The 19867-nt window shown below is 65.5% G+C and carries 17 protein-coding genes; 11 read left to right on the plus strand and 6 right to left on the minus strand.

Annotation, left to right across the window (positions count from 1 at the left end):
• The first annotated feature begins 19 nt into the window (after positions 1-19).
• The 8 genes from ABE485_RS13105 to ABE485_RS13140 all read left to right on the plus strand — a co-directional run bounded on the left by ABE485_RS13105 (position 20) and on the right by ABE485_RS13140 (position 10401).
• On the plus strand, positions 20-628 hold the full coding sequence (locus ABE485_RS13105; RefSeq protein WP_346515722.1) for a 50S ribosomal protein L25/general stress protein Ctc: 609 nt from the start codon (positions 20-22) through the stop codon (positions 626-628).
• A gap of 99 nt (positions 629-727) precedes the next feature.
• Entirely contained in the window at positions 728-1324 is a 597-nt protein-coding gene (pth, locus tag ABE485_RS13110) for an aminoacyl-tRNA hydrolase (RefSeq protein ID WP_008166608.1), read from the plus strand.
• The gene (locus tag ABE485_RS13115) at positions 1324-2094 is read left to right on the plus strand and encodes a CPBP family glutamic-type intramembrane protease (protein ID WP_346515723.1); all 771 of its coding nucleotides are present in this window, start codon (positions 1324-1326) and stop codon (positions 2092-2094) included. The genes pth and ABE485_RS13115 overlap by 1 nt, the downstream gene beginning before the upstream one ends.
• Before the next feature lie 107 nt (positions 2095-2201).
• The gene (gene ychF, locus ABE485_RS13120) at positions 2202-3293 is read left to right on the plus strand and encodes a redox-regulated ATPase YchF (RefSeq protein ID WP_008166606.1); all 1092 of its coding nucleotides are present in this window, start codon (positions 2202-2204) and stop codon (positions 3291-3293) included.
• Between the two features lie 319 nt (positions 3294-3612).
• Positions 3613-5721 carry a type VI secretion system Vgr family protein gene (locus tag ABE485_RS13125; protein ID WP_346515724.1) on the plus strand — a complete coding sequence of 703 codons (2109 nt, stop codon included), beginning with the start codon at positions 3613-3615 and terminating at the stop codon, positions 5719-5721.
• The gene (locus tag ABE485_RS13130; RefSeq protein ID WP_346515725.1) at positions 5718-6623 is read left to right on the plus strand and encodes a DUF4123 domain-containing protein; all 906 of its coding nucleotides are present in this window, start codon (positions 5718-5720) and stop codon (positions 6621-6623) included. Before ABE485_RS13125 ends, ABE485_RS13130 begins: the two co-directional genes overlap by 4 nt.
• The gene (locus tag ABE485_RS13135; protein ID WP_346515726.1) at positions 6620-9280 is read left to right on the plus strand and encodes a T6SS effector BTH_I2691 family protein; all 2661 of its coding nucleotides are present in this window, start codon (positions 6620-6622) and stop codon (positions 9278-9280) included. The genes ABE485_RS13130 and ABE485_RS13135 overlap by 4 nt, the downstream gene beginning before the upstream one ends.
• A complete protein-coding gene (locus ABE485_RS13140) occupies positions 9280-10401 on the plus strand; it encodes a hypothetical protein (protein ID WP_346515727.1) in 1122 nt (373 codons plus the stop codon). The genes ABE485_RS13135 and ABE485_RS13140 overlap by 1 nt, the downstream gene beginning before the upstream one ends.
• Positions 10402-10416: 15 nt before the next feature.
• Here ABE485_RS13140 and ABE485_RS13145 read toward each other — a convergent pair whose 3' ends face one another.
• Together ABE485_RS13145 and ABE485_RS13150 are read right to left on the minus strand one after the other, a co-directional pair.
• Positions 10417-10860 (minus strand): MarR family winged helix-turn-helix transcriptional regulator, encoded by a 444-nt coding sequence (locus ABE485_RS13145; RefSeq protein WP_346515728.1) that lies wholly within the window; start codon positions 10858-10860, stop codon positions 10417-10419.
• A 3-nt stretch (positions 10861-10863) separates the two neighbouring features.
• Positions 10864-12462 (minus strand): MDR family MFS transporter, encoded by a 1599-nt coding sequence (locus ABE485_RS13150; RefSeq protein ID WP_346515729.1) that lies wholly within the window; start codon positions 12460-12462, stop codon positions 10864-10866.
• A gap of 327 nt (positions 12463-12789) precedes the next feature.
• On the opposite strand from ABE485_RS13150, the gene ABE485_RS13155 reads away from it, so the two are divergent.
• Positions 12790-15285, plus strand: coding sequence for an AsmA family protein (locus ABE485_RS13155; RefSeq protein ID WP_346515730.1), 2496 nt, complete (start codon positions 12790-12792; stop codon positions 15283-15285).
• Positions 15282-15668 carry an MOSC N-terminal beta barrel domain-containing protein gene (locus ABE485_RS13160; RefSeq protein ID WP_346515731.1) on the plus strand — a complete coding sequence of 129 codons (387 nt, stop codon included), beginning with the start codon at positions 15282-15284 and terminating at the stop codon, positions 15666-15668. Before ABE485_RS13155 ends, ABE485_RS13160 begins: the two co-directional genes overlap by 4 nt.
• A gap of 24 nt (positions 15669-15692) precedes the next feature.
• On the opposite strand, the gene ABE485_RS13165 is transcribed toward ABE485_RS13160, so the two are convergent.
• From ABE485_RS13165 to rsmD, 4 genes are all read right to left on the minus strand, one after another.
• A complete protein-coding gene (locus ABE485_RS13165; RefSeq protein WP_346515732.1) occupies positions 15693-16916 on the minus strand; it encodes a benzoate/H(+) symporter BenE family transporter in 1224 nt (407 codons plus the stop codon).
• Positions 16913-17164, minus strand: a complete 252-nt coding sequence (locus tag ABE485_RS13170) for a YfhL family 4Fe-4S dicluster ferredoxin (RefSeq protein WP_006391351.1) — start codon at positions 17162-17164, stop codon at positions 16913-16915. Before ABE485_RS13170 ends, ABE485_RS13165 begins: the two co-directional genes overlap by 4 nt.
• A 115-nt stretch (positions 17165-17279) precedes the next feature.
• Entirely contained in the window at positions 17280-17783 is a 504-nt protein-coding gene (gene coaD / locus ABE485_RS13175) for a pantetheine-phosphate adenylyltransferase (protein ID WP_346515733.1), read from the minus strand.
• Positions 17784-17841: 58 nt separating this feature from the next.
• Complete coding sequence (gene rsmD, locus ABE485_RS13180; RefSeq protein ID WP_346515741.1) at positions 17842-18408, minus strand: 16S rRNA (guanine(966)-N(2))-methyltransferase RsmD; 567 nt, start codon at positions 18406-18408, stop codon at positions 17842-17844.
• Between rsmD and ftsY the strand changes: the two genes are divergently transcribed.
• A complete protein-coding gene (gene ftsY, locus ABE485_RS13185) occupies positions 18407-19738 on the plus strand; it encodes a signal recognition particle-docking protein FtsY (protein WP_346515734.1) in 1332 nt (443 codons plus the stop codon). The genes rsmD and ftsY overlap by 2 nt on opposite strands.
• Positions 19739-19867: the final 129 nt, after the last annotated feature.

Below are 19867 nucleotides of genomic sequence, written 5' to 3' on the forward strand. Positions count from 1 at the left end.
ATTGTTTTTGGAGTTATCCATGAAATTTACTGCCACTGCGCGTAGCGTCCAGGGTTCGAGTGCGAGCCGCCGCCTGCGCCGCGCGGGCCGCGTTCCCGCCATTGTTTATGGTGGTACGGCTGCCCCCCTGAACATCGAACTCGACCACAACGAGATCTACCACGCGCTGCGCAAGGAAGAATTCCACGCATCGATCCTGCAAATGCAGCTCGAAGGCGCCAAGGATGAGCAAGTTCTGCTGCGTTCGGTTCAATGGCACGCCTATAAGCCGCAAGTCCTGCACGTGGACTTCCAGCGCGTCGACGCCAACCAGGCCCTGCGCACCAAGGTGCCGCTGCACTTCGTGAACGCCGAGATCTCGCCCGCTGTGAAGCTGAGCGGCGCCATCATCAGCCACGTGACGACCGAACTGGAAATCACCTGCCTGCCGTCGGCTCTGCCCCAGTTCATCGAAGTCAACCTGGCTGACGTTCTGGCCGGCGCTTCGGTCCACCTGGCCGACATCAAGCTGCCCATGGGCGTGACCTACGTGCCCCACGGCGGTGAAGACAACCCGCTGCTGGCCGCTGCCGTCACCAAGGGCGGCGCTGCCGCTGCCGACGAAGCCGAAGCCGCTCCGGCTGCCTAAGTCCTGCCGGAAGGCCCCTGCGGCTTTCCAGCGGCTTATGCCCGAAACCCTGCGTGTGCATTTGCATGCGCAGGGTTTTTTGGTTTAAACACCCCCATCATGTCTACTCCCATACGCCTCATCGTGGGACTGGGTAACCCCGGTCCCGATTACGAAACCACCCGGCACAACGCCGGCTTCTGGCTGGCCGACCACCTGGCGGACGACTTGCGCACTTCTTTTGCGCTGGAGAAGTCCTTTTTCGGGATGGTGGCCAAATCGCGCCTGGGCGCGGACAACGTCCTGCTGCTCAAGCCCAACACTTACATGAACCGCTCGGGCCAGGCGGTGGGCGCGCTGGCGCGGTTCTACAAGCTGACGCCGGAACAGGTGCTGGTGCTGCACGACGAACTGGACCTGATGCCGGGCCAGGTGAAGCTCAAGCAGGGCGGCGGACACGCCGGGCACAACGGCCTGAAGGACATCCAGGCCGCGCTGGGCAGTCCCAATTTCTGGCGCCTGCGCATCGGCATCGGCCATCCGCGCACGCTCGGCCTGGCGCAGCAGGTGGCCGACTTCGTGCTGCATCCGCCGCGCCGCGATGAACAGAAGGAAATCGAAGCCGTCATCGACCGCTGTCGCGCCGTCGTCCCCGCCATGCTGGCAGGCGACTTTGCGCTAGCCACGCGCCAGCTGCACAGCGGCAACGAATCCTGATGAATCCCGGCTCGCCCAACCGGAAGATGCGCTTTCGCAGCGAGATCGCGGACTTCTGGCGCTTCATCCGCCATCCGCATCCGGTGTCGCGCCTGCCCGGCCGCGCCGGGGCCGGCGGGCTGACCGCCGACTGGTGGCCGGCCATCGGGCCGGGGCGCCTGCTGGCCTGGGCCGCCGTGCTGTGGGCCGTCAACCTCTTCGCCCTGGGGCCGGTGGCCGTCGCGGCCGCCGGCCTGGGCGGCGTCACGCATCGGCTGGATCCCCACAACATCCCCTGGCTCACTGCGGTGCTGTGGGCGCCGCTGGTCGAGGAAATGCTGTTCCGCTACGGCTTGCGGCGGCCGCGCCAAGCCTTGTGGCTGATCCCAGCGATGGTGCCCGTCGTGCTGTGGGGGCCCAAGGTCTGGACCGGCCTGCTTTTGGCCGCGTTCATCCTCCTGGCATGCTGGGGCGTGCGCCAGCGCGCGGCGTCGCTCAAGGGCTGGGACACGACGTGGCGCAGGTACTACCTGAACCACTTCGGGCTGGTGTTCCACCTGGTCGCGCTGGCGTTCGCCGCCGTGCACCTGACCAACTTCGTTTTCAACAAGACGCCTTACTGGCTGCTGCCACTGCTGGTGTTGCCGCAGTGGCTGACCGGACTGGTGCTGGGCTGGATGCGCGTGCGCCGCGGCATCGGCGCGGCCATCCTGCTGCATTCCGTTTTCAACGCGGGGCCCATCCTGATGATCTGGCTGGTCATGCGTTATGCGCCGACGGCGGCGGGCTGAAGGCCTGCTATCGGGGCCGCATGGCTGCCCCGCGGCCAGGCGACCTTACCCGCGGGCGGGGTAAACTAGAACGTTAACGCTCAATACCGTACTTACACAGGATTCCCATGGCTCTGCAATGCGGCATCGTCGGCCTGCCCAACGTTGGCAAATCGACACTCTTCAACGCTCTGACCCGCGCCGGCATCGCCGCCGAGAACTACCCGTTCTGCACCATCGAACCCAACGTCGGTGTGGTCGAGGTGCCGGATCCGCGCCTGCAGAAGCTGGCCGAGATCGTCAAGCCGGAACGCATCCTGTCCGCCACCGTCGAATTCGTCGACATCGCGGGCCTGGTCGCCGGCGCAAGCAAGGGCGAAGGCCTGGGCAACCAGTTCCTGTCGCACATCCGCGAAACCGACGCCATCGTCAACGTGGTGCGCTGCTTCGAAGATCCCAACGTGATCCACGTTGCCGGCAAGGTCGATCCTATTGCCGACATCGAAGTCATCGAAACCGAACTGGCCCTGGCCGACCTGCAGACCGCCGAAAAAGCCCTGCAGCGCCACCAGAAGACCGCGCGCTCCGGCGACAAGGAAGCGCAGCGCATCGTCGCCGTGCTGGAAAAGTGCATCGCCCAGCTCAACGAAGCCAAGCCCATCCGCGCGCTGGACCTGAGCACCGAAGAAAAGGCCGACATCGCCCAGCTCTGCTTCATCACCGCCAAGCGCGCGATGTACGTGGGCAACGTGGCCGACGACGGCTTCACCAACAATCCGCTGCTGGACCGCCTGACCGAATTCGCCGCCGCCCGCAACGCGCCGGTCGTGGCCATCTGCGCCGCCATCGAATCCGAAATCGTCGACCTCGACGACGCCGACCGACAGGCTTTCCTGTCCGACATGGGCATGGAAGAGCCGGGCCTGAACCGCCTGATCCGCGCCGCCTTCAAGCTGCTGGGCCTGCAAACGTACTTCACCGCGGGTGTCAAGGAAGTGCGCGCCTGGACGGTGCCGATCGGCGCCACCGCGCCGCAAGCGGCGGGCGTCATCCACACCGATTTCGAACGCGGCTTCATCCGCGCGCAGACGATCGCCTACGAAGACTTCATCACGTACAAGGGCGAGCAGGGCGCCAAGGAAGCGGGCAAGATGCGCGCCGAAGGCAAGGAATACATCGTGCAGGATGGCGATGTGATGAATTTCTTGTTCAACGTCTGACAGATTCCCCGGGCGCCGATGCGCCCGCCCCCGATCGATAGATCCCCGAAGGCTCCTGGCATCCAGGAGCCTTTCTTTCATCCGCGCCGCTTGCACGTCAGAATCTCCAGCTCCCACCCATCTGTTTCACAAGCGTAAATAAGATCCTTCTTATATACGCAGCACAATCTGCCATGCACGATCTGGACCCAAGTTCTTGGACGTCCATTGCTGTCAGAGGCGAACATCGCGTACGCCCGCGCGCCGCAGTGGATGCTCATCCCCCACGCGGCCCGGACGCAGACGCTGACGCACAGGGCCGCCGTTGCAGGAGCGCCGCGTGCCCGTCCAGTCCGATCTGCGCTTTTCCTTCACCGCTGGCGGCGTCGCGTTCGACGTCATCGAATTCCGCCTTTGCGAAGCGCTGTCCGAGGTCTTTACGCTCGACGTGGATCTCAGTTCCGCCGACCCAGCCGTCGATTTCGGCCAGGTTCTGGACCAGCCCGCGCTGCTGACCATCTGGCAGGGCGAGCAGCCTGTACGCTATGTGCATGGCCTGGTGACGTCATTCCAGCAGGGCAATACCGGCTTTCGGCGCACGCGCTATCACGCCACTGTCGAACCGCGCCTGGCTCGCCTGCGACTGTCTTCCGATTGGCGGATTTTCCAGGCCCTGAATGTGCCCGAGATCGCCACGATGATCCTCGATCAGCACGGCGTCAAGCAATCCTACGAGCAGCAGGCCACGAATCTCCATCTGCCGCGCGAGTACTGCGTTCAGGCTGGCGATACCGACTACGACTTCATTGAGCGCATCATGCGCGAGGAAGGCTTCTTCTATGGCTTTCGCCATACCGCGGCGGGGCACCATCTGGTTCACAGCGATCGTCTGTGGGTATTCGCCAGGGAGCCGGGGCCGCCCGTAGAGTACAACCCCATGGCCGGCGGCGACCGGCCCGGCCCGGCGTTGCGCAGCTTCCTGTACACCGAAAGCGTGCGCACCGCGCGCCAAACCCAGCGCGACTATGACTTCAAGAATCCGCGGTACGACCACGAAACGTTGCGCGATGGCGAGGATCTGGCGCACCAGGCGCGAGGATATGAGCGCTACGATTACCCGGGCCGCTACAAAAGCGTGGCGGGCGTGGCCTTCACCCGGGATCGCCTGCGGGGCCATCGCGGCGACGCACGCATCGCCGTTGTCGAAGGCGACGATGCCCGGCTGACACCCGGCGTCTCCTTCGATCTCATTGGCCATCCTCGCCAGGAGATGAACCGCGGATGGCGCCCGGTGCGCATCGAGCACCACGGCACGCAATACACCAGTCAGGGCGAGGAAAGCGCCGACGCCGAGCAGGGGTCGCACTATCATTGCAGGGCGACGCTGGTGCCGGACGATGTCGAATGGCGCGCCGAACCCTTGCCCAAGCCTCGCATCGATGGCCCGCAGCAGGCCACGGTGGTCGGGCCGCCCGGCGAGGAAATCTATTGCGACCCCTATGGCCGCGTGAAAGTGCAGTTCCGCTGGGACAGGGAGGGCAAGCACGACGAGCACAGTTCCTGCTGGATACGCGTGTCGCAGAATGTGGCGGGCGCGCTCTGGGGACACATGGCGATCCCTCGCATCGGCCAGGAGGTGATCGTCAGCAACTTTGACGGCGACCCGGACCAGCCGGTCATCACCGGCCGGAACTACAACGCCCATCAGCTTCCGCCCTATGAACTGCCCGCGCACAAGACCCGCATGACCATCAAGAGCCAGACGCACAAGGGCGATGGTTTCAACGAGATGCGGTTCGAGGACGAGGCCGGACGGGAGGAGATCTACGTCCACGCCCAGAAAGACCAGAATATCCACGTCAAGCACGACGAGAGCACGTTCGTCGGGCACGACCGCAGCGAGCGCGTGGAGAACGATGAGGCCATCGTCATCGGCCATGACCGCCACGAGAACGTGGGCAACGACGAGCAGGTTTCCATCGCGCGGGACCGGCGTCACGACATCGGCCAGGATGGCTTTCTGGCCGTTGGACGCGATTACACGATCTCCATCGTCAAGGACCGCATCGAGGAAGTGGGCAACCACCGCCGCGAAAAGACCACCGCCAATCACTGGACGGAGGTCGGTGGACACCTGGAGCAGCGCGTCGAAGGACATGCGCATCTGCAGGCCGCGCAGGAGATCCTGCACCGAACCAAGGTGTACCGGATTCAGGTGGAGGACGAGGTCGTGCTGGAGGGGCCGGGCGGCTCGTTGCGCATCAATAGGTCCGGCATCACGCTCAATGGCGTGGCAATACATCTCAAGGGGCCCATGAGCGTGCAGGCCACTGGAGCGGGAACGGCTATCTCATTGACTGGCGAGCCGGACGAGGGTGAACCCATCTGCGTCAGTTGCTGGTTGAAAGCGGCCCGTGAACGCAAGGCGTTGATGAGGATGGAAGCGTGATTCCCCATGACCTGATCCGGGCCCTGAGCCACGAGATCCACGAGGGCGACCATTCACAACCTCGCCATCTGTCGGCGCTGATTGACATGGCGCTTGTTCCTGAAGACCAGCGGCAAGCCATTGCCGCGCATTTCGCCGCGAACGTGCACCCGTTGCTGCGCGATCCTGAACTGGCTGCGCTGCAGCCGCTGGGCGCGATGCTTGTCAGCGCGGCGGGAAGCGGGCCGGGGCAATACGACGCGGTCCTGTCGAGAGTGGGGACGCGATGTGAGTCATTCGTGCAGGCATGGATAGCCAGTGTCTTGCCGGCGGAGCAACTGGCGCTGCACTTGAGCGAGGCGACCTACGCCTTGGGCGCCTCGCAAGAGCGCTATCTTTTGCGCTACTACGATCCGCTGGTCACGCCTGTTCTTTATTTACATGCCGACCGCGCATGGGTTTCCTGGTTCTTTGGGCCGGTGCTGTCCTGGTGGTTCGCGGACGCGACGCAGCAAACCTCACGATGGCGTCGAATCCGCGGTGGCGGACGAGGCTTCGGCGCGATTCCGCCGCAAGCGCTGCACTTGAACGATGCCTTGTGGCGGGCGCTGGAATCGGACCCGCTGCCTCACCGCCTGTTGCACACGCTTGAAGCGCAGGCGCCGCACGTGTTCGAGAGCCACTGTGGCGGGATTCGGCTGGCGCAGGTCGAGGCGAACCTGAACGATGCCCGCCAGGCGGGGCTCACGCGGCACGAAGACCTGACGACCTATGTGCTGGTGGGCATGACCCATTCCTGGAGCCAGAAGACGGCCGACGCCCGTTGGCAAGCGGCGCTGGACCGTGCCGTCGCCGGCGGCGAGCCGCTGCACGAATCGCTTGCCCGACTTTCGACACCCCAGGACCGGGGGGCGAGGTCATGAAGCCGATGTCCCTGGACCAACTGCTATCACAGGCGCTCGACATCGCGCGCAGCACCCGCCGGGACGAACCCGCGAGCCCCTGCGTCGACTGCAAATCCGAAGTCGCCATTCTGCCGCTGCGCTATGCCGTGGTGACCAGCGAAGACCCGCAAGCCCTTGCCGCCCTGACGCCGGATCTTGCCGCTAACCTTGGCCGGGGACTGCCCCCGTTGGAAGCGGCGGGTGTGCGATACGCGGTGCGCGCCATGCGTCAGGGCTATCTGTACGCGTTCATCAAGCGCTTCGGAAAGTGGACATGCGAGAGCGCATGGCGCGCCACGGGGACTGGGGTGTTCTCGCCGATCTGGCCTTACGCGCCGTATCTGCCCTATGCGCCGGACCAGAGCCGTCTGCTCGGGCTTGGCGCCTGGACCCTCCTGTTCAAGGCGCCCGAAGCCATCGACGAAGCGCGCCTGCTGTTCACGCCTGATCCCTTGACCGAACGCATGCTGGACAAGCTGCGCGATACCGACGAGCTGCGCAACAAGCTCCAGGCCTTCGACATCCGCGAGATCGCCAAGAGCTGTTCGTTCGCCGCGGATGTGCTGGATACCGCAACGCCCGCCAGCAGCATCGCCGAGGACATCGCCGCAGCCAACAAGCACCTGGCGCCGGTGCTTGCCAACCAGCTTTACGCCGATCCGGATTACCACCACGCGCCGCAACTGATCGCGTCGGACCTGAAGGAAACGACGACGCGCGCCCGCGGCGCCGCGATCGTATTGCACGATCCCATCGGCATTACCCAGCAGCTCAATGCCTGGCGCAACGAGGCCGTGGAGAAGTTGCGGGCCCACCTGAACAAAGGGGCGGCGAACAAGGGCATCAGCAACGAGCGCAAGATCCTGGTGGCGCAAGCGTTCGAGGACGTCAGGCGCCAGTTCGAAGAAAAGTCTGCCGCGCTGGAAGCGCAGCACTACATCGAGATCGAGCGCGACAAGGTGTTCAATCCCGAGATGGCCCAGGCGCGCAACTGGATTCTCAATGATGAGGAGCAGAGACGCTGGGACGAGGCGGCCGCGCAGCATGTGCGCGCCTATGAAGCGACGATACGGGCGCGCGTCCAGGCCAAGCTCGACAGCGGCGAATACCGCAATCGTTTCGAAAGCAAATACGTCACGCCACCGGATCCGCAAGCAGCCCTGCAGGTGGGTGCCATGAAGGCGGCGCTGGCGGATTTTGAAGCGCGGTGCCAGGCCGCCCAGACGGAAGCCGAACGGCGTGCGCGGCCCTTTGAGGCATGGCTGCAAAGCGCGCAATTGCTGGACGGGTTGGAGGTCTATGACGATGCAGACCTGGCAAATGGCTGGCAGTTTGCGGGCCAGACCGGGCTGTGCGTGCTTGGCGCGGAAGGGTGCGAGAGCAGCGCCGGCCTCATCCAGCAGTGGTGGCAGGGCCGCCCGCAAGACCGCAATAACCTGGCCCTGCGCAGTTTCGGGTTGAACCAGAAGACCATCCTGGCCGAGATGCATCGCACGCTGGAAGCGGCCCGATCCCAACCGCTCCCCGTCGATGCCGAAGCCATCTACCAGTACACGAAGACGGGCCTGGAAAAGGCAAAGACGCTGGCGGAGCTTTTTGACAAGGCAAACGGCGTATTTGAAGAGCTGGAGAGAGCCGGCCGAGCGGGATTGTCCGGCGGCATCTTGGCCTGGTACAGCAGCCTGGGCCGCCAGACGCTGCGCCACGCGCCAAAAGGGGGGGGGTGGTTCGTCCACGGCGCTACCCGCGCCTGGCTGGCCGCCAGCATCGGCAAGGGCGCGGTCAACCTTCGCCTTGAGGAATTGCAGGCCGTCGGACGCAGCGCCGATCGGGCGACCATGCGCGGGCAGATCAATAGGAACGTCCAACTCGCCTTTGCGACAGAACTGGTGGACGCGCGTTCGAGCGAGTTCTACAAGGTGCGCGCCAGCGGGTGGCTGCTGTTGCTGGAGGCGGGGCTGCTCAGTTTGAGGATGCGCAGCTTGCCGAAGGATGACAGGCAACGCGCGGAGCTGGCCGCCGCGGTCTTGGCGGCGGGCGCGGCCGGGATGGAGGTGCTGGCCTGCGGCACGGAACTGGTGCTGAGGCACTTTAACGCCGCGAGCACGACGGGGGTGGGTGCGACGGTGTTTTTGGGGAGGCTGAAGTTGTGGGGTGGGGTGTTGGCAACGGCGGGCAGCGTGGTGCTGCTGATTCACGAGTGGAGGGATGGTACGGCGGCGTTCAAGGTCGATCGCACTGTACTCGGCGTCGCATACCGGATTCGCTTTTTTGCGGCAGCTGCGATGACAGCCAGTCAAGCCAGTTTGGCAATTGCGGCTGCGAGCCCCATGTTCAAGATACTGGCCGAGCGTGCGGTGCTGAGCAAATTTGGCACCTTCTTCAACCTATTCGCTCGAATCTCGGCGCTGTTGGCCCAAAGAGCGGTGATGCTCTTCTTGAGGCAGGTGTTGCTTCGTGGAACGTTGATAACGATCACCGTTACAGCGGTCATTGTGATCTTTGATGACGACGCCTTAGAAAAATGGTGCAAGCGCACACTCTATCGCGGTCCGAAATTCAAGGATGAAAAGGCGTTTGATGATGCGCCACAAGAGCTGGGCGCCTTGTATGGCGCGTTGTCGGAGGTTGTCTGATGTACGTCGCAGAGTGGATCATGTGGTTAAGTTGCCTGAAATCCGATTCTTGGTTCAGGAAGAACCTGGATGAGTATAGGAATCCGGCGACGCCAATCATCCAGCCCGCCTATGAGGACAGTATCGTGGAAGACCGGGCGCGCCAGGCGGCAAAGCGGTTCGAGCATGCCAGATCCATGGGGCCTGTCTACGCATGCAACGATACATACCTGGAACTGCGCTGCGGCGGCATGGAGGACAAAAGGGGATTCATTTCGCTCCTTACGATAGTGTTGATGTTCTTCCTTGTTGGCTCATGGATCGATTTTGATGGAAGACTTGTCTGGGCGGTCATTTCCGGTTCGGGAACCGTGCATGGCCGAGCACTTTCCATCGGCGATCTGTTCATGTTTCTGGTTGGAACCAGCTTTACGGGGGGGGCGCTCTGGCTGTACTTCAAATATGCGTTCCGCTTCAGCCGCCTGGAACTCCTGACATCCCGCCATTTGCTCATCCGCTTCAACCGAATCACGCGCCAAGTCTGTCTCCATCGGCCGCCAAGTTGCGGCGGCATTCTCGTCTTGCCTTGGGAGGGCGTTCAGACCGAAGAAGTGGCAGGGCTGAGCCTGGTGATGGGCTGGTATCCCGGTGACAGCACAGACTTGCCTTTTCCCACATTGGTCTTCATTGGCAGGCAAAGCAGTCGTCTATCGGACCTGCAATCCGAATGGGAATTCATCCGGCGCTACATGGACGAGGGCGGTGTCCAGGCTGTCGAGAAACCGCGCATCAGCTCGCAACTGCCTCTGCCTTGGCCTGCCTTTACCGCGCAGTTCGACGCCCTGGGCCCCTTTCTACGTAACAGCGGCCCTGTCGTATGGCTGGGCTGCCTGCTGATTTCGCCGGCCTTTGTCATCCTCGGTCTGTCGCACTGGGCTTCGCTGCTGCTGTGCTGGCGACCGCGTTGGCCGCGCATCATCCGCGAGGCCGGCCAGTCCGGCAAGCCGGTGCCGGCCTTTACGACCGTGGAAGACTACCCCCCGGACGTGCGGGCGCAATTGCTGGCGAATGCGCACCGATTGGCGTTGCGGCCAGGGCGTGCGCCGGACAATCGCCGGCGAGGGCGTGAGGACGCTCGGTGATGGGCGGCGCGATTCCTAGCCGCCCCGTTCCCCCGCCGCCCTGACAAAATTTTCCTCCAGGACGCTCAACACGCGGTTCAGGGTATCGATATCCGCCCCGGACAAGCCCTTCAGCGACTCCTCGAAAAACTGAGCCCGCTTGGGCAGCGCCTCATTCACCACCGCCTGGCCGGCCGCCGTCAACGTGGCGTTCGTCAGCCGGTTGTCCTGCGCATCCACCGCCCGGGATATCCAGCCCAGCTTCTGCATTGCCTGCAGTTGACGCGTCAGTGACGCTGGATCCAGCCGGCAGCGCTCGGCCAGATGCTTTTGCGAGCACTGCCCGTTTTCATGCAGCGCCAGCAGGATGCGCCAGCGCGGCAGCGCGTGGCCGACTTTGCCGCTGAAGGCGCTTTGCATGACGCGGTAGGTCTGGCCCATGTGCTGGATGACTTGCAGGCCTTGTTGTTGTTTGGGCAAAAGCTACTCTCCGACGCCGGCGGGTTCCGGCTTGGTGGGCCGGACCAGTTTCACCAGGGGCACGCGCCGCACGCACCACAGCGCGAAGACGGCGACCGCCAGGGCGATGAGCTGCCCTTCGTGGATGGCGCCCACCAGCGCGACGCGCGCGATCTCGATGAGCGACGTTCCGTCCTGGCCTTGATGCGCCAATTGTGCCAGGAACTCGGTCTGCGCCGCCGGATTGACCAGCATCTGCGGGTCGTTGAGCTTGGGCAGCCACTGGGCGGATGCGCCGCGCAGGGTGGATTCGACGCCGCTGAAGTAGCTGTGGCTGACCATGGTGCCGACGACGGCCGTGCCCAGCATGCCGCCGATCATGCGCAGCGACTGCAGCAGGGCCGTGGCGATGCCCAGGTGGCTGCGTCCGGCGGTCTGCTGCGCGAAGACCGTCAGGTTGGGCATGATGAATCCCATGCCCAGGCCGGCCATCAGCATGTAGGCGGCGATCAGCGCGTGCGACGTGTAGTTGTGGGTCGTGACGATGCCCAGGCACGAGAAGGCCATCAGGATGAAGCCCGCGTACAGCATGCGGTTGGGATTTCGGATGCGGGTGATGATGCGGCCGTTGACGATGCTGCCCACCGTGATGAAAACGACCATGGGGGTGATGAGCAGACCCGCCTGCTGGGGCGACAGGCCGAAGCCGCCCTGCAGCAGCAGCGGCGCGTAGAAGAGCAGCGAATACATCGTCACGCCCACCAGCAGGGCCAGCGTGAACAGCATGGCCAGGCCGCGGTTGCGGAACATGTCCAGGGGCAGCAGGGGATGCGGGCAGCGCCGTTCCCACCAGATCAGGGCGACGAAGGCGGCGATGCTGCCGGCGCCCAGCAGCAGGAGCGGGGGCGTGAATCCCTCCTTGGGCAGGAGTTCCACCAGCAACTGCAAGGCGCCCAGCGCCACGGCGATCAGCAGCGCGCCCTGCCAGTCCAGCCGGATTTTGCCGGGCACCTGGTTGCGCAGGTGGGGCAGGTAGCGTGTGACGAACCAGAGCCCCAGGATTCCGATGGGCAGGTTGACGTAGAACACGGAGCGCCAGCCGTAGTGCTCGGTCAGGGCGCCGCCCAGGGTGGGGCCCACGGCGTTGGCGATGCCGAAGGCGGAGCTGAGCATCACCTGCCAGCGCAGCCGGACGTGAGGGTCGGGAAAGAGGTCGGGGATGGACGCGAAGGCCGTGCCCACCAGCATGCCGCCGCCGATGCCCTGCAGCGCCCGCGCCAGCACCAGTTCGAGCATGGTGTTGGCCGCCCCGCACAGGACTGATGCCAGCGTGAACAGGATGATGGCCGCCACCACGAACGGCTTGCGCCCGTAGTAATCGCCCAGCCTGCCGAAGATCGGCACCGTGATGACGGAAGTCAGCAGGTAAGACGTCGCTACCCATGCATACAGTTCGAAGCCCCGGAGTTCCGCCACAATGGTCGGCAGCGCGGTGCCCACCACCGTCTGGTCGATGGCGACCATCATCATGACGAAGCACATGCCCAGCATGGCAAGCAGGGTCTGCCGGAAGGGGAGCACCTGGCCGGGCGAGTGGGGAGTTGGCGGAACGGGGGCGGGCATTGTTGGATGCATCAATAATTGATCGATCAATTATTCTAGTCCTACAATCCGCCGGACAGGAAGTCGTCAGCTTGGTCGACCCCGCTGGGCGGCCCGATTTGTTACGATAGCGGTATCTGTACGCTGGGTTACCGGCGTCTTCAGCAGGTCTTCCTCGGTAAATCCTCCCTTGTCGCCCGTGCCTCAGGCCCGGCTGGAGCGAGGACACGCCCTGAAAGGCAGACAGTTCAATAAGGCCTGGCGGTTTCCGCCGGCAACGCACCTTCCCCGCGCCGAACGCGGTGGGCGGCATCAGGGATTTCCAGTCGAGGTACCGACGGGGCAGCAATGAAAACGTGGTTCAAGCGCATTTTGATAGGCCTGGTAGTGTTGGTTGTCGTGGCCGTCGTTGGCCTGGCCATCTTCTTGCTCACCTTCGACCCCAACGCATACAAGTACAAGCTGGAAGAGCTTGTCCAGGAACGCTACCAACGCACGCTCACGATCGACGGCGAGATCGAGCTTTCGCTTTTCCCGCGGATCGGCCTGTATGTCCAGGGCGTGTCGCTGTCCGAGCCCAATAGCACGGATACCTTCGCATCCATCGAGAGCACCCGCCTGGCGGTGGCCGTATGGCCGCTGCTGTCCAACAGCTTCGTGGTGGACCACGTCGCCATCAGCGGCCTGAAGGCCCGCGTGGTGCGGGACAAGCAGGGCCAGTTCAATTTCAGCAATCTCGTGGGCGGCGCGCAGCCCGTCACCGACGCGCCGGCCAATCCCGCCGAGGCCCTGGTGGGCGCGGCGCAGACCGCGGCGCAGGCGATCACCAGCGGCGCCATGCCGCCGTCGCGCAACAACATGCAGATCGACATCGCCGGCCTGGACCTGAAGGACGGCGAAGTGCAGTTGCAGGACGCCATGACCGGAATGGCGGTCGCCGTCACCCGCATCAACGCCAACACCGGCCGCGTCACGTTCAACCAGCCGTTCGATGTGCGCCTGACGGCGCGCGTTGAAGGCGGCAATCCCCGCGTGGACGCCAACCTGACCGGCCAGGCGCTGCTGACGCTGGATCCCTCCGCCAAGCGCTACGCCGCACAAAAGCTGGACCTGCGCATGGACGGCAAGCTGCCGGGCGCCGAGGCCAAGAGCCTGGCGGTGCGCGGCAACCTGGCGTTCAACGGCCGGAAGTCGGCGCTGGACGTGGCTGGCCTGGAACTCGTATTCCAGGGCGACGTCACCGATCCCGCCGCGCGCGCCACCAATGTGGACGCCAGCGTAGCTATCCCCAAGCTGGCGATCGATCCGCACAAGAGCCAGCTCCAGATCGAAAAGCTTGCCGTCCGCGCCAAGGGCGGCGTGGCCGACGGCCCGTTCGAGCTTGCCGTGGATGCGCCCGCGCTCAATATTTCTCCCGCGTCGGCCACCGGCGAGGCCCTGACCGGCCGCGTGCGCATCAGCGGCCTGGACGCCAGCTTTGGCCTGAACGGCATCAGCGGCAACGCCGGCGAACTCGACATCAAGGAAGCCAAGCTGGACAGCACGTCCAAGAATGGCGAGCGCGTGGTGAAGCTGAACTTCGCCTCGCCCCTCAGCCTGAACCTGTTGGAGCGCCGTGGCGGCCTGTCGGGGTTGCGTGGCGATGTGAACATCACCGATCCGGGCCTGCCCAAGGGCAGCCTGCAGATTCCCGTCATCGGTAGCCTGTCGGTCGACCTGCTGAAAGACCAGGCCACCAGCAAGATTAACGCGGTGCTGGAAGGCGGCAAGTTCGACCTCAGCGCCGACATCACGAAGCTCTCGGGCTCGCCGCTGGTGAAGTTCGCCCTGGCCGTGGATACGCTGGACCTGGACAAGCTGGTGCCGCCGGTGACCGCCGCGCCGCCCAAGCCGCCGGCCGACGGCAAGAAGGACGAAAGCAAGCCGGCGCAGCCGGCCCCGGCCGCCCCGCCCGACGATACGATCAACCTGTCGGCGCTGGTCGGCCCCAGCGTGGACGGCACGCTGAAGGTCGGCAAGCTGGTCGTGCGCGGCCTGAAGGCCGACGAGGTCTCTGCCGCGGTGAAGCTGGACAAGGGCAAGCTGGAAATCTCCAGCCTGACGGCCGGCCTGTACGGCGGCAAGCTGGCGGGCGCCCTGTCTGTGGATGCGGCGCAAGGCAACCAGGTCGCCACCAAGATGTCGCTGGCAGGCATTGCGATCGAACCCCTGCTGGTGGACCTGGCGCAGCAGAATGTGCTCAGCGGCACGGGCAGCCTCGCGCTGGACCTGAAGACCGCCGGTGCCAATGCCTATGCCATGAAGAGCGGCCTGGGCGGCACCATGCAGTTGCGGCTGCGCGATGGCGCGGTCAAGGGCATCGACCTGACCCAGACGCTGCGCGACCTGAAGGCCACGTTCTCGCCGGAATCGCAAAACGAGACCGTCGCCGCGGATACCAGCAAGCGCACGGAATTCTCCGAACTGGACGCCGACCTGGCCATCGCCAAGGGCGTGGCCACCGTGAAGCGCCTGAATTTCGTGTCGCCGCTGCTGCGCGTGACCCAGGGCGATCCGGCCACGATCGACTTCGTCAAGAGCGAACTGGACCTGGTGGCGCGCGCGCGCGTCGTCAATCCGGCCGCCGATCCCGCAGGCAAGGAGCTGATCGACCTGAAGGACGTGACCATCCCGGTCCACCTCAAGGGCCCCTTCGAAAAGCCCACCTACACGCTGCTCTGGAAGGACGCCATCGGCGGCATCCTCAAGCGCAGCCTGGAAAACAAGCTGAAGGAAGCGGTCTCCGGCAAGGGCAAGAGCGGCGCGGCCGTGGACAAGGCCTTGAAGGGACTGCTGGGCAAATGAGCACCGACCACTTCCAGCCCATCGCGGAATGCGGCGTCACGGCGCAGGCCAACGCCGCCGGCTATCACCGCCAGTGGCTGATCGCCAATGACTCCGGGCAGTGGCTCAACCGCGAACTCTGCCCCAGGCTTGCCGAGGTTTCCGTCGAACTGCGCCTGGGCTATCTGGTGCTGAAGGCGCCGGGCATGCTGCGCATGGATATTCCGCTGGACGTCATCGAAGACGACGACAGCGTGCGCTACAGCATGAAGGTGGGCGAACAGGTCATCGACGTGGTCGACGAAGGCGAACTGGCGGCGGCCTGGATATCCAATTTCGTGCAGGTGCCTTGCCGCATCATGAAGGTGCACCCCGAGACGCCCGTGGCCGTGTGGCCAGCCTGACGGGCCCAATGGCCCGCCCGCCTTTCAGGCGCCGGGGCGGGTCCGCTTGAATTCGAACGCGGCATGGGCCAGCAGGCCCGCCGCCAGGCCCCAGAAGGCCGATCCGATACCCCAGAAACTGAATCCCGACGCGGTGGCCAGCAGCGTGATGAGCGCGGCTTCGCGCCGCTGCGGATTGGCCATGGCGGCTGCCATGCCGCCCATGATGGTGCCCAGGAGCGCCAGGCCCGCCAGCGCGGCCAGCAAGGCGGCGGGCAGCGCCTGGAAGAACACCGCGACCGCACCCGCGACGATGCTGAGCGCAAAATAGCTGACGCCGTAGGTGGCGGCGGCGATGTAGCGCTTGCCCGGATCGGGATGCGCTTCGGGGCCGGTGCAGATGGCTGCGCTGATCGCGCCCATGGTGACGCTGTGCGCGCCGAAGGGGGCGGCCAGGAGGCCCAGGAAGCCCGTGGCGGCGACCAGGCGCGAGGCCGGGGGGCGATAGCCCGCGGCCTGCAGGATGGCCAGGCCGGGCAGGTTCTGCGACGCCATGGCCACGACGAACAGGGGAATGCCCAGGCTGACCGCCGCCTGCGCGCTGAAGGCGGGCGTGGTCCAGACGAATTCGGTGAGGCGCCAGTCCAGCTGGTCCACCTGCATCAGGCCGAGCGCGGCCGCCATGGCGACGGCCACGCCCATCACCACCAGCACCGCGTAGCGCGGCGCCCAGCGGCGGCACAGCAGGTAGGCCGCGCACATGGCCAGCACCAGCGCGGGCTGCTTGCCGATGTTGCTGAAGATCCCCATGCCGAAGTTGAGCAGCACGCCGGCCAGCATGGCCGCGGCGACTTCGCCGGGGATGCGGCGCAGGATGGGGTCGATCCAGCCGAACAGGCCGCAGGCCAGCGTCAGGCCGGCCGCCAGCACGAAGGCGCCGACCGCTTCATTGAAGGGCACGCCGGCCAGCGCGGTGACCAGCAGCGCCGCGCCGGGCGTGGACCAGGCCATGACCACGGGCAGGCCGGTGCGCAGGCTGTAGAACGCGCCGCCCAGGCCCAGCACCAGGCTCAGCGAGCCGATCCAGGAACCGATGCGCGCGGCGTCCAGACCCGCGGCATGGCCCGCCTGCACCATCAGCACCGCGGTTCCGCCGAAGCTGACGAGGACGGCGACCAGCCCCGCGGCGACCGCGGACGCGGACAGGTCGCGGCGGGCGTTGGGAGGGGCGGAGGGAAGGTCGATGCTGGGCGGCGCGGCGTCGCTCATGCGGCACCGGTCAAGCGGCGGTACTTGGCCATGAGCTGCTCCTGGCCTTCATTCCACTGCGGATGCAGCTCGATGCATTCCACCGGGCAGACCACCTTGCACTGGGGTTCGTCGTGATGTCCCACGCATTCCGTGCAGCGGTCCGGATCGATGACGTAGTAGTCCTCGCCCATGGAGATTGCGTCGTTCGGGCACTGGGGCTCGCAGACGTCGCAATTGATGCATTCTTCGGTGATGGTCAGGGCCATGATGGGCAGCGGAGTGAAGCAGGGGGCCCGGTCATTGTAGCGCCGGCCGGGCGCCGCCTGGAAAGCGCGAAAAGGGCGCCTGAGCGCCCTTCGGGGATGCTGCGGACGGGGCGTTTCAGCCCGGCCAGGATTGCTCGCGGCGTTCCTTGGCTTTTTCCTGCAGCCAGCGCTCGACCGAGGGAAACACGAACTTGCTCACGTCGCCGCCCAACTGGGCGATTTCGCGCACGATGGTGCCCGAGATGAACTGGTATTGGTCCGACGGCGTCATGAAGAGCGTTTCGACGTCGGGCAGCAGGTGGCGGTTCATGCCGGCCATCTGGAATTCGTATTCGAAGTCGGACACGGCGCGCAGGCCGCGCACGATGACGCGGCCGTTCTGTTCGCGCACGAAGTCCTTTAGCAGGCCGCCAAAGCTCTGCACTTCCACATTGGGGTAGTGGCCCAGCACTTCGCGCGCGATCTCGACGCGCTCGTCGATGCTGAAGAAGGGTTTTTTGTTGCGGCTAATGGCGATACCCACCACGACTTTGTCGAAAAGCGTGGCTGCACGGCGAACCAGGTCTTCGTGGCCCCTGGTCAGCGGGTCGAAAGTGCCGGGATAAACAGCGATGATCATGCGAGCTCCGTACCGTTATTAGTGGTGTACACCATCCTCCGAAGCCCGGATTATTGACCTATTTCCGCAATGCAGCAAATTCCAGAAGGTGGTAGTGCACCGCGCCTGCCTTGTCCTGCCGCAGAATCTGGAAACCTTCGGGCGCTTCGATGGCGGATTCCGCCTCGACATAGACTAGCCCATGATCGGTCAGAATACCCGGCAGAATGGGCCACAGGCGCGGCAGCCAGCCCTGTCCGAAGGGCGGGTCCAACAGGATGAGGTCAAAGCGGGACGCATCCATCCGTTCGGCGACCTGCATCGCATCGCCCACATGGATGCGTATCATGTCGGCTTTGAGCTTGTCGCGCAGTGTCCGCAGTGCGGACGCGGCGGTCTTGTCCCGTTCGACCATCTGCACATGCGCCACGCCGCGCGAGGCCGCCTCGAACCCCAGGGCGCCGCTGCCGGCGAACAAATCCAGCACCTGCTTGTCGGCGAATTCGCCGCCCCACAGGTGATTGAGCCAGTTGAACAGCGTTTCGCGAACCCGGTCGGGCGTGGGGCGCAGCGTCTCCACGTCGGGCACGGCGATGGGGGTGCGCCTGTATTGGCCCCCGACGATACGAATATACTTGTTACCCATGTTTAGCCGCTTCTTCAAGAAAAAATCCCCTCCGCCCGCCGCGCCGGCCCAGCCCGCGCCGCCGCCGGAGGTCGTCGACGCCGCCGTCGCGCCCGTGGAGCCCGCTGCGGCTCCGGTCATCCCGCCGCCTGCGCCCGTCGTCCCGCAAGAACCCGTTGCGCCGGTTCCCGCGACCGCCGTACCGCCGGTCGCGCCAGCGCCCGAACTGGCGCCTGCGCCCGTTCCTGCCCCGGCCCCAGTCGCCGCGCCCACGGCGCCGGCCGCGGTGGTCAGCGAGCCGGTCCGCCAGGCCGCGCCGGCTCCGATGCCTGCGCCGGCGCCCACATTGGCACCCGCACCCGCACCCGCGGCGCCCGTTCCAGCCCCCGCGCCTGTGGCCGCGCCGGCCCCGGAACCGGTGGTCGCCGAGGCGCCCAAGAAAGCGTCATGGCTGTCGCGCCTGAAGCAGGGCTTGTCCCGCACGGGGCAGAGCATTGGCGGCATTTTCGTCGGCGTCAAGGTCGACGAGAACCTGTTCGAGGAGCTCGAATCGGCCCTCATTATGGCCGATGCGGGCCTGGAGGCCACCGAGAAGCTGCTGACCGCGCTGCGCGCGCGCGTCAAGAAGGAACGCATCGAAGACCCGGCCAAGGTGAAGGTGGCGCTGCGGCAGTTGCTGGCCGATCACCTGCGTCCGCTGGAACGGGATTTCGACCTCAAGCGCACCCAGCCCCTGGTGGTCATGATCGCGGGCGTGAACGGCGCCGGCAAGACCACGTCCATCGGCAAGCTGGCGCATACGTTCCAGCGCCAGGGCGCCAGCGTATTGTTGGCCGCGGGCGATACGTTCCGCGCGGCCGCGCGCGAACAGCTGGTGCAATGGGGCAGCCGCAACAACGTCAGCGTGATCTCGCAGGACGGGGGCGACCCGGCCGCCGTGGCGTTTGACGCCGTCAACGCCGGTCGCGCGCGCGGCATGGGCGTGGTGATGGTGGATACCGCCGGCCGCCTGCCGACGCAGCTGCACCTGATGGAAGAACTGAAGAAGATCCGCCGCGTCATCGGCAAGGCGGATGCGGCCGCGCCGCACGAGGTGCTGCTGGTGGTGGACGGCAACACCGGCCAGAATGCGCTGGCGCAGATCCGCGCCTTCGATGCGGCCATCAACCTGACCGGCCTGGTCGTGACCAAGCTGGACGGCACCGCCAAGGGCGGCACGCTGGCCGCGGTGGCCGCGGGCAGCCAGGGCGTGCGCCCGATTCCGGTGTACTGGATCGGCGTGGGCGAAAGCCTTGAGGACCTGCAGCCCTTCGTGGCGGACGAGTTCGCGGCGGCCTTGCTGGCCGACTGATAGACCTGACGACACCGCCTGCGTCCGCAGGCGTTGCGGGACGGCGTGCAAACGCCGTCCCGCTTTCATTTCCGCCGCAAGCAGGCTGATCGGCCTGCTGGCGGCGGCTGGCGCTTAGCCGACCTGGCC

This window comes from Achromobacter spanius (assembly GCF_039673305.1).
GTDB lineage: Bacteria > Pseudomonadota > Gammaproteobacteria > Burkholderiales > Burkholderiaceae_B > Achromobacter > Achromobacter spanius_F.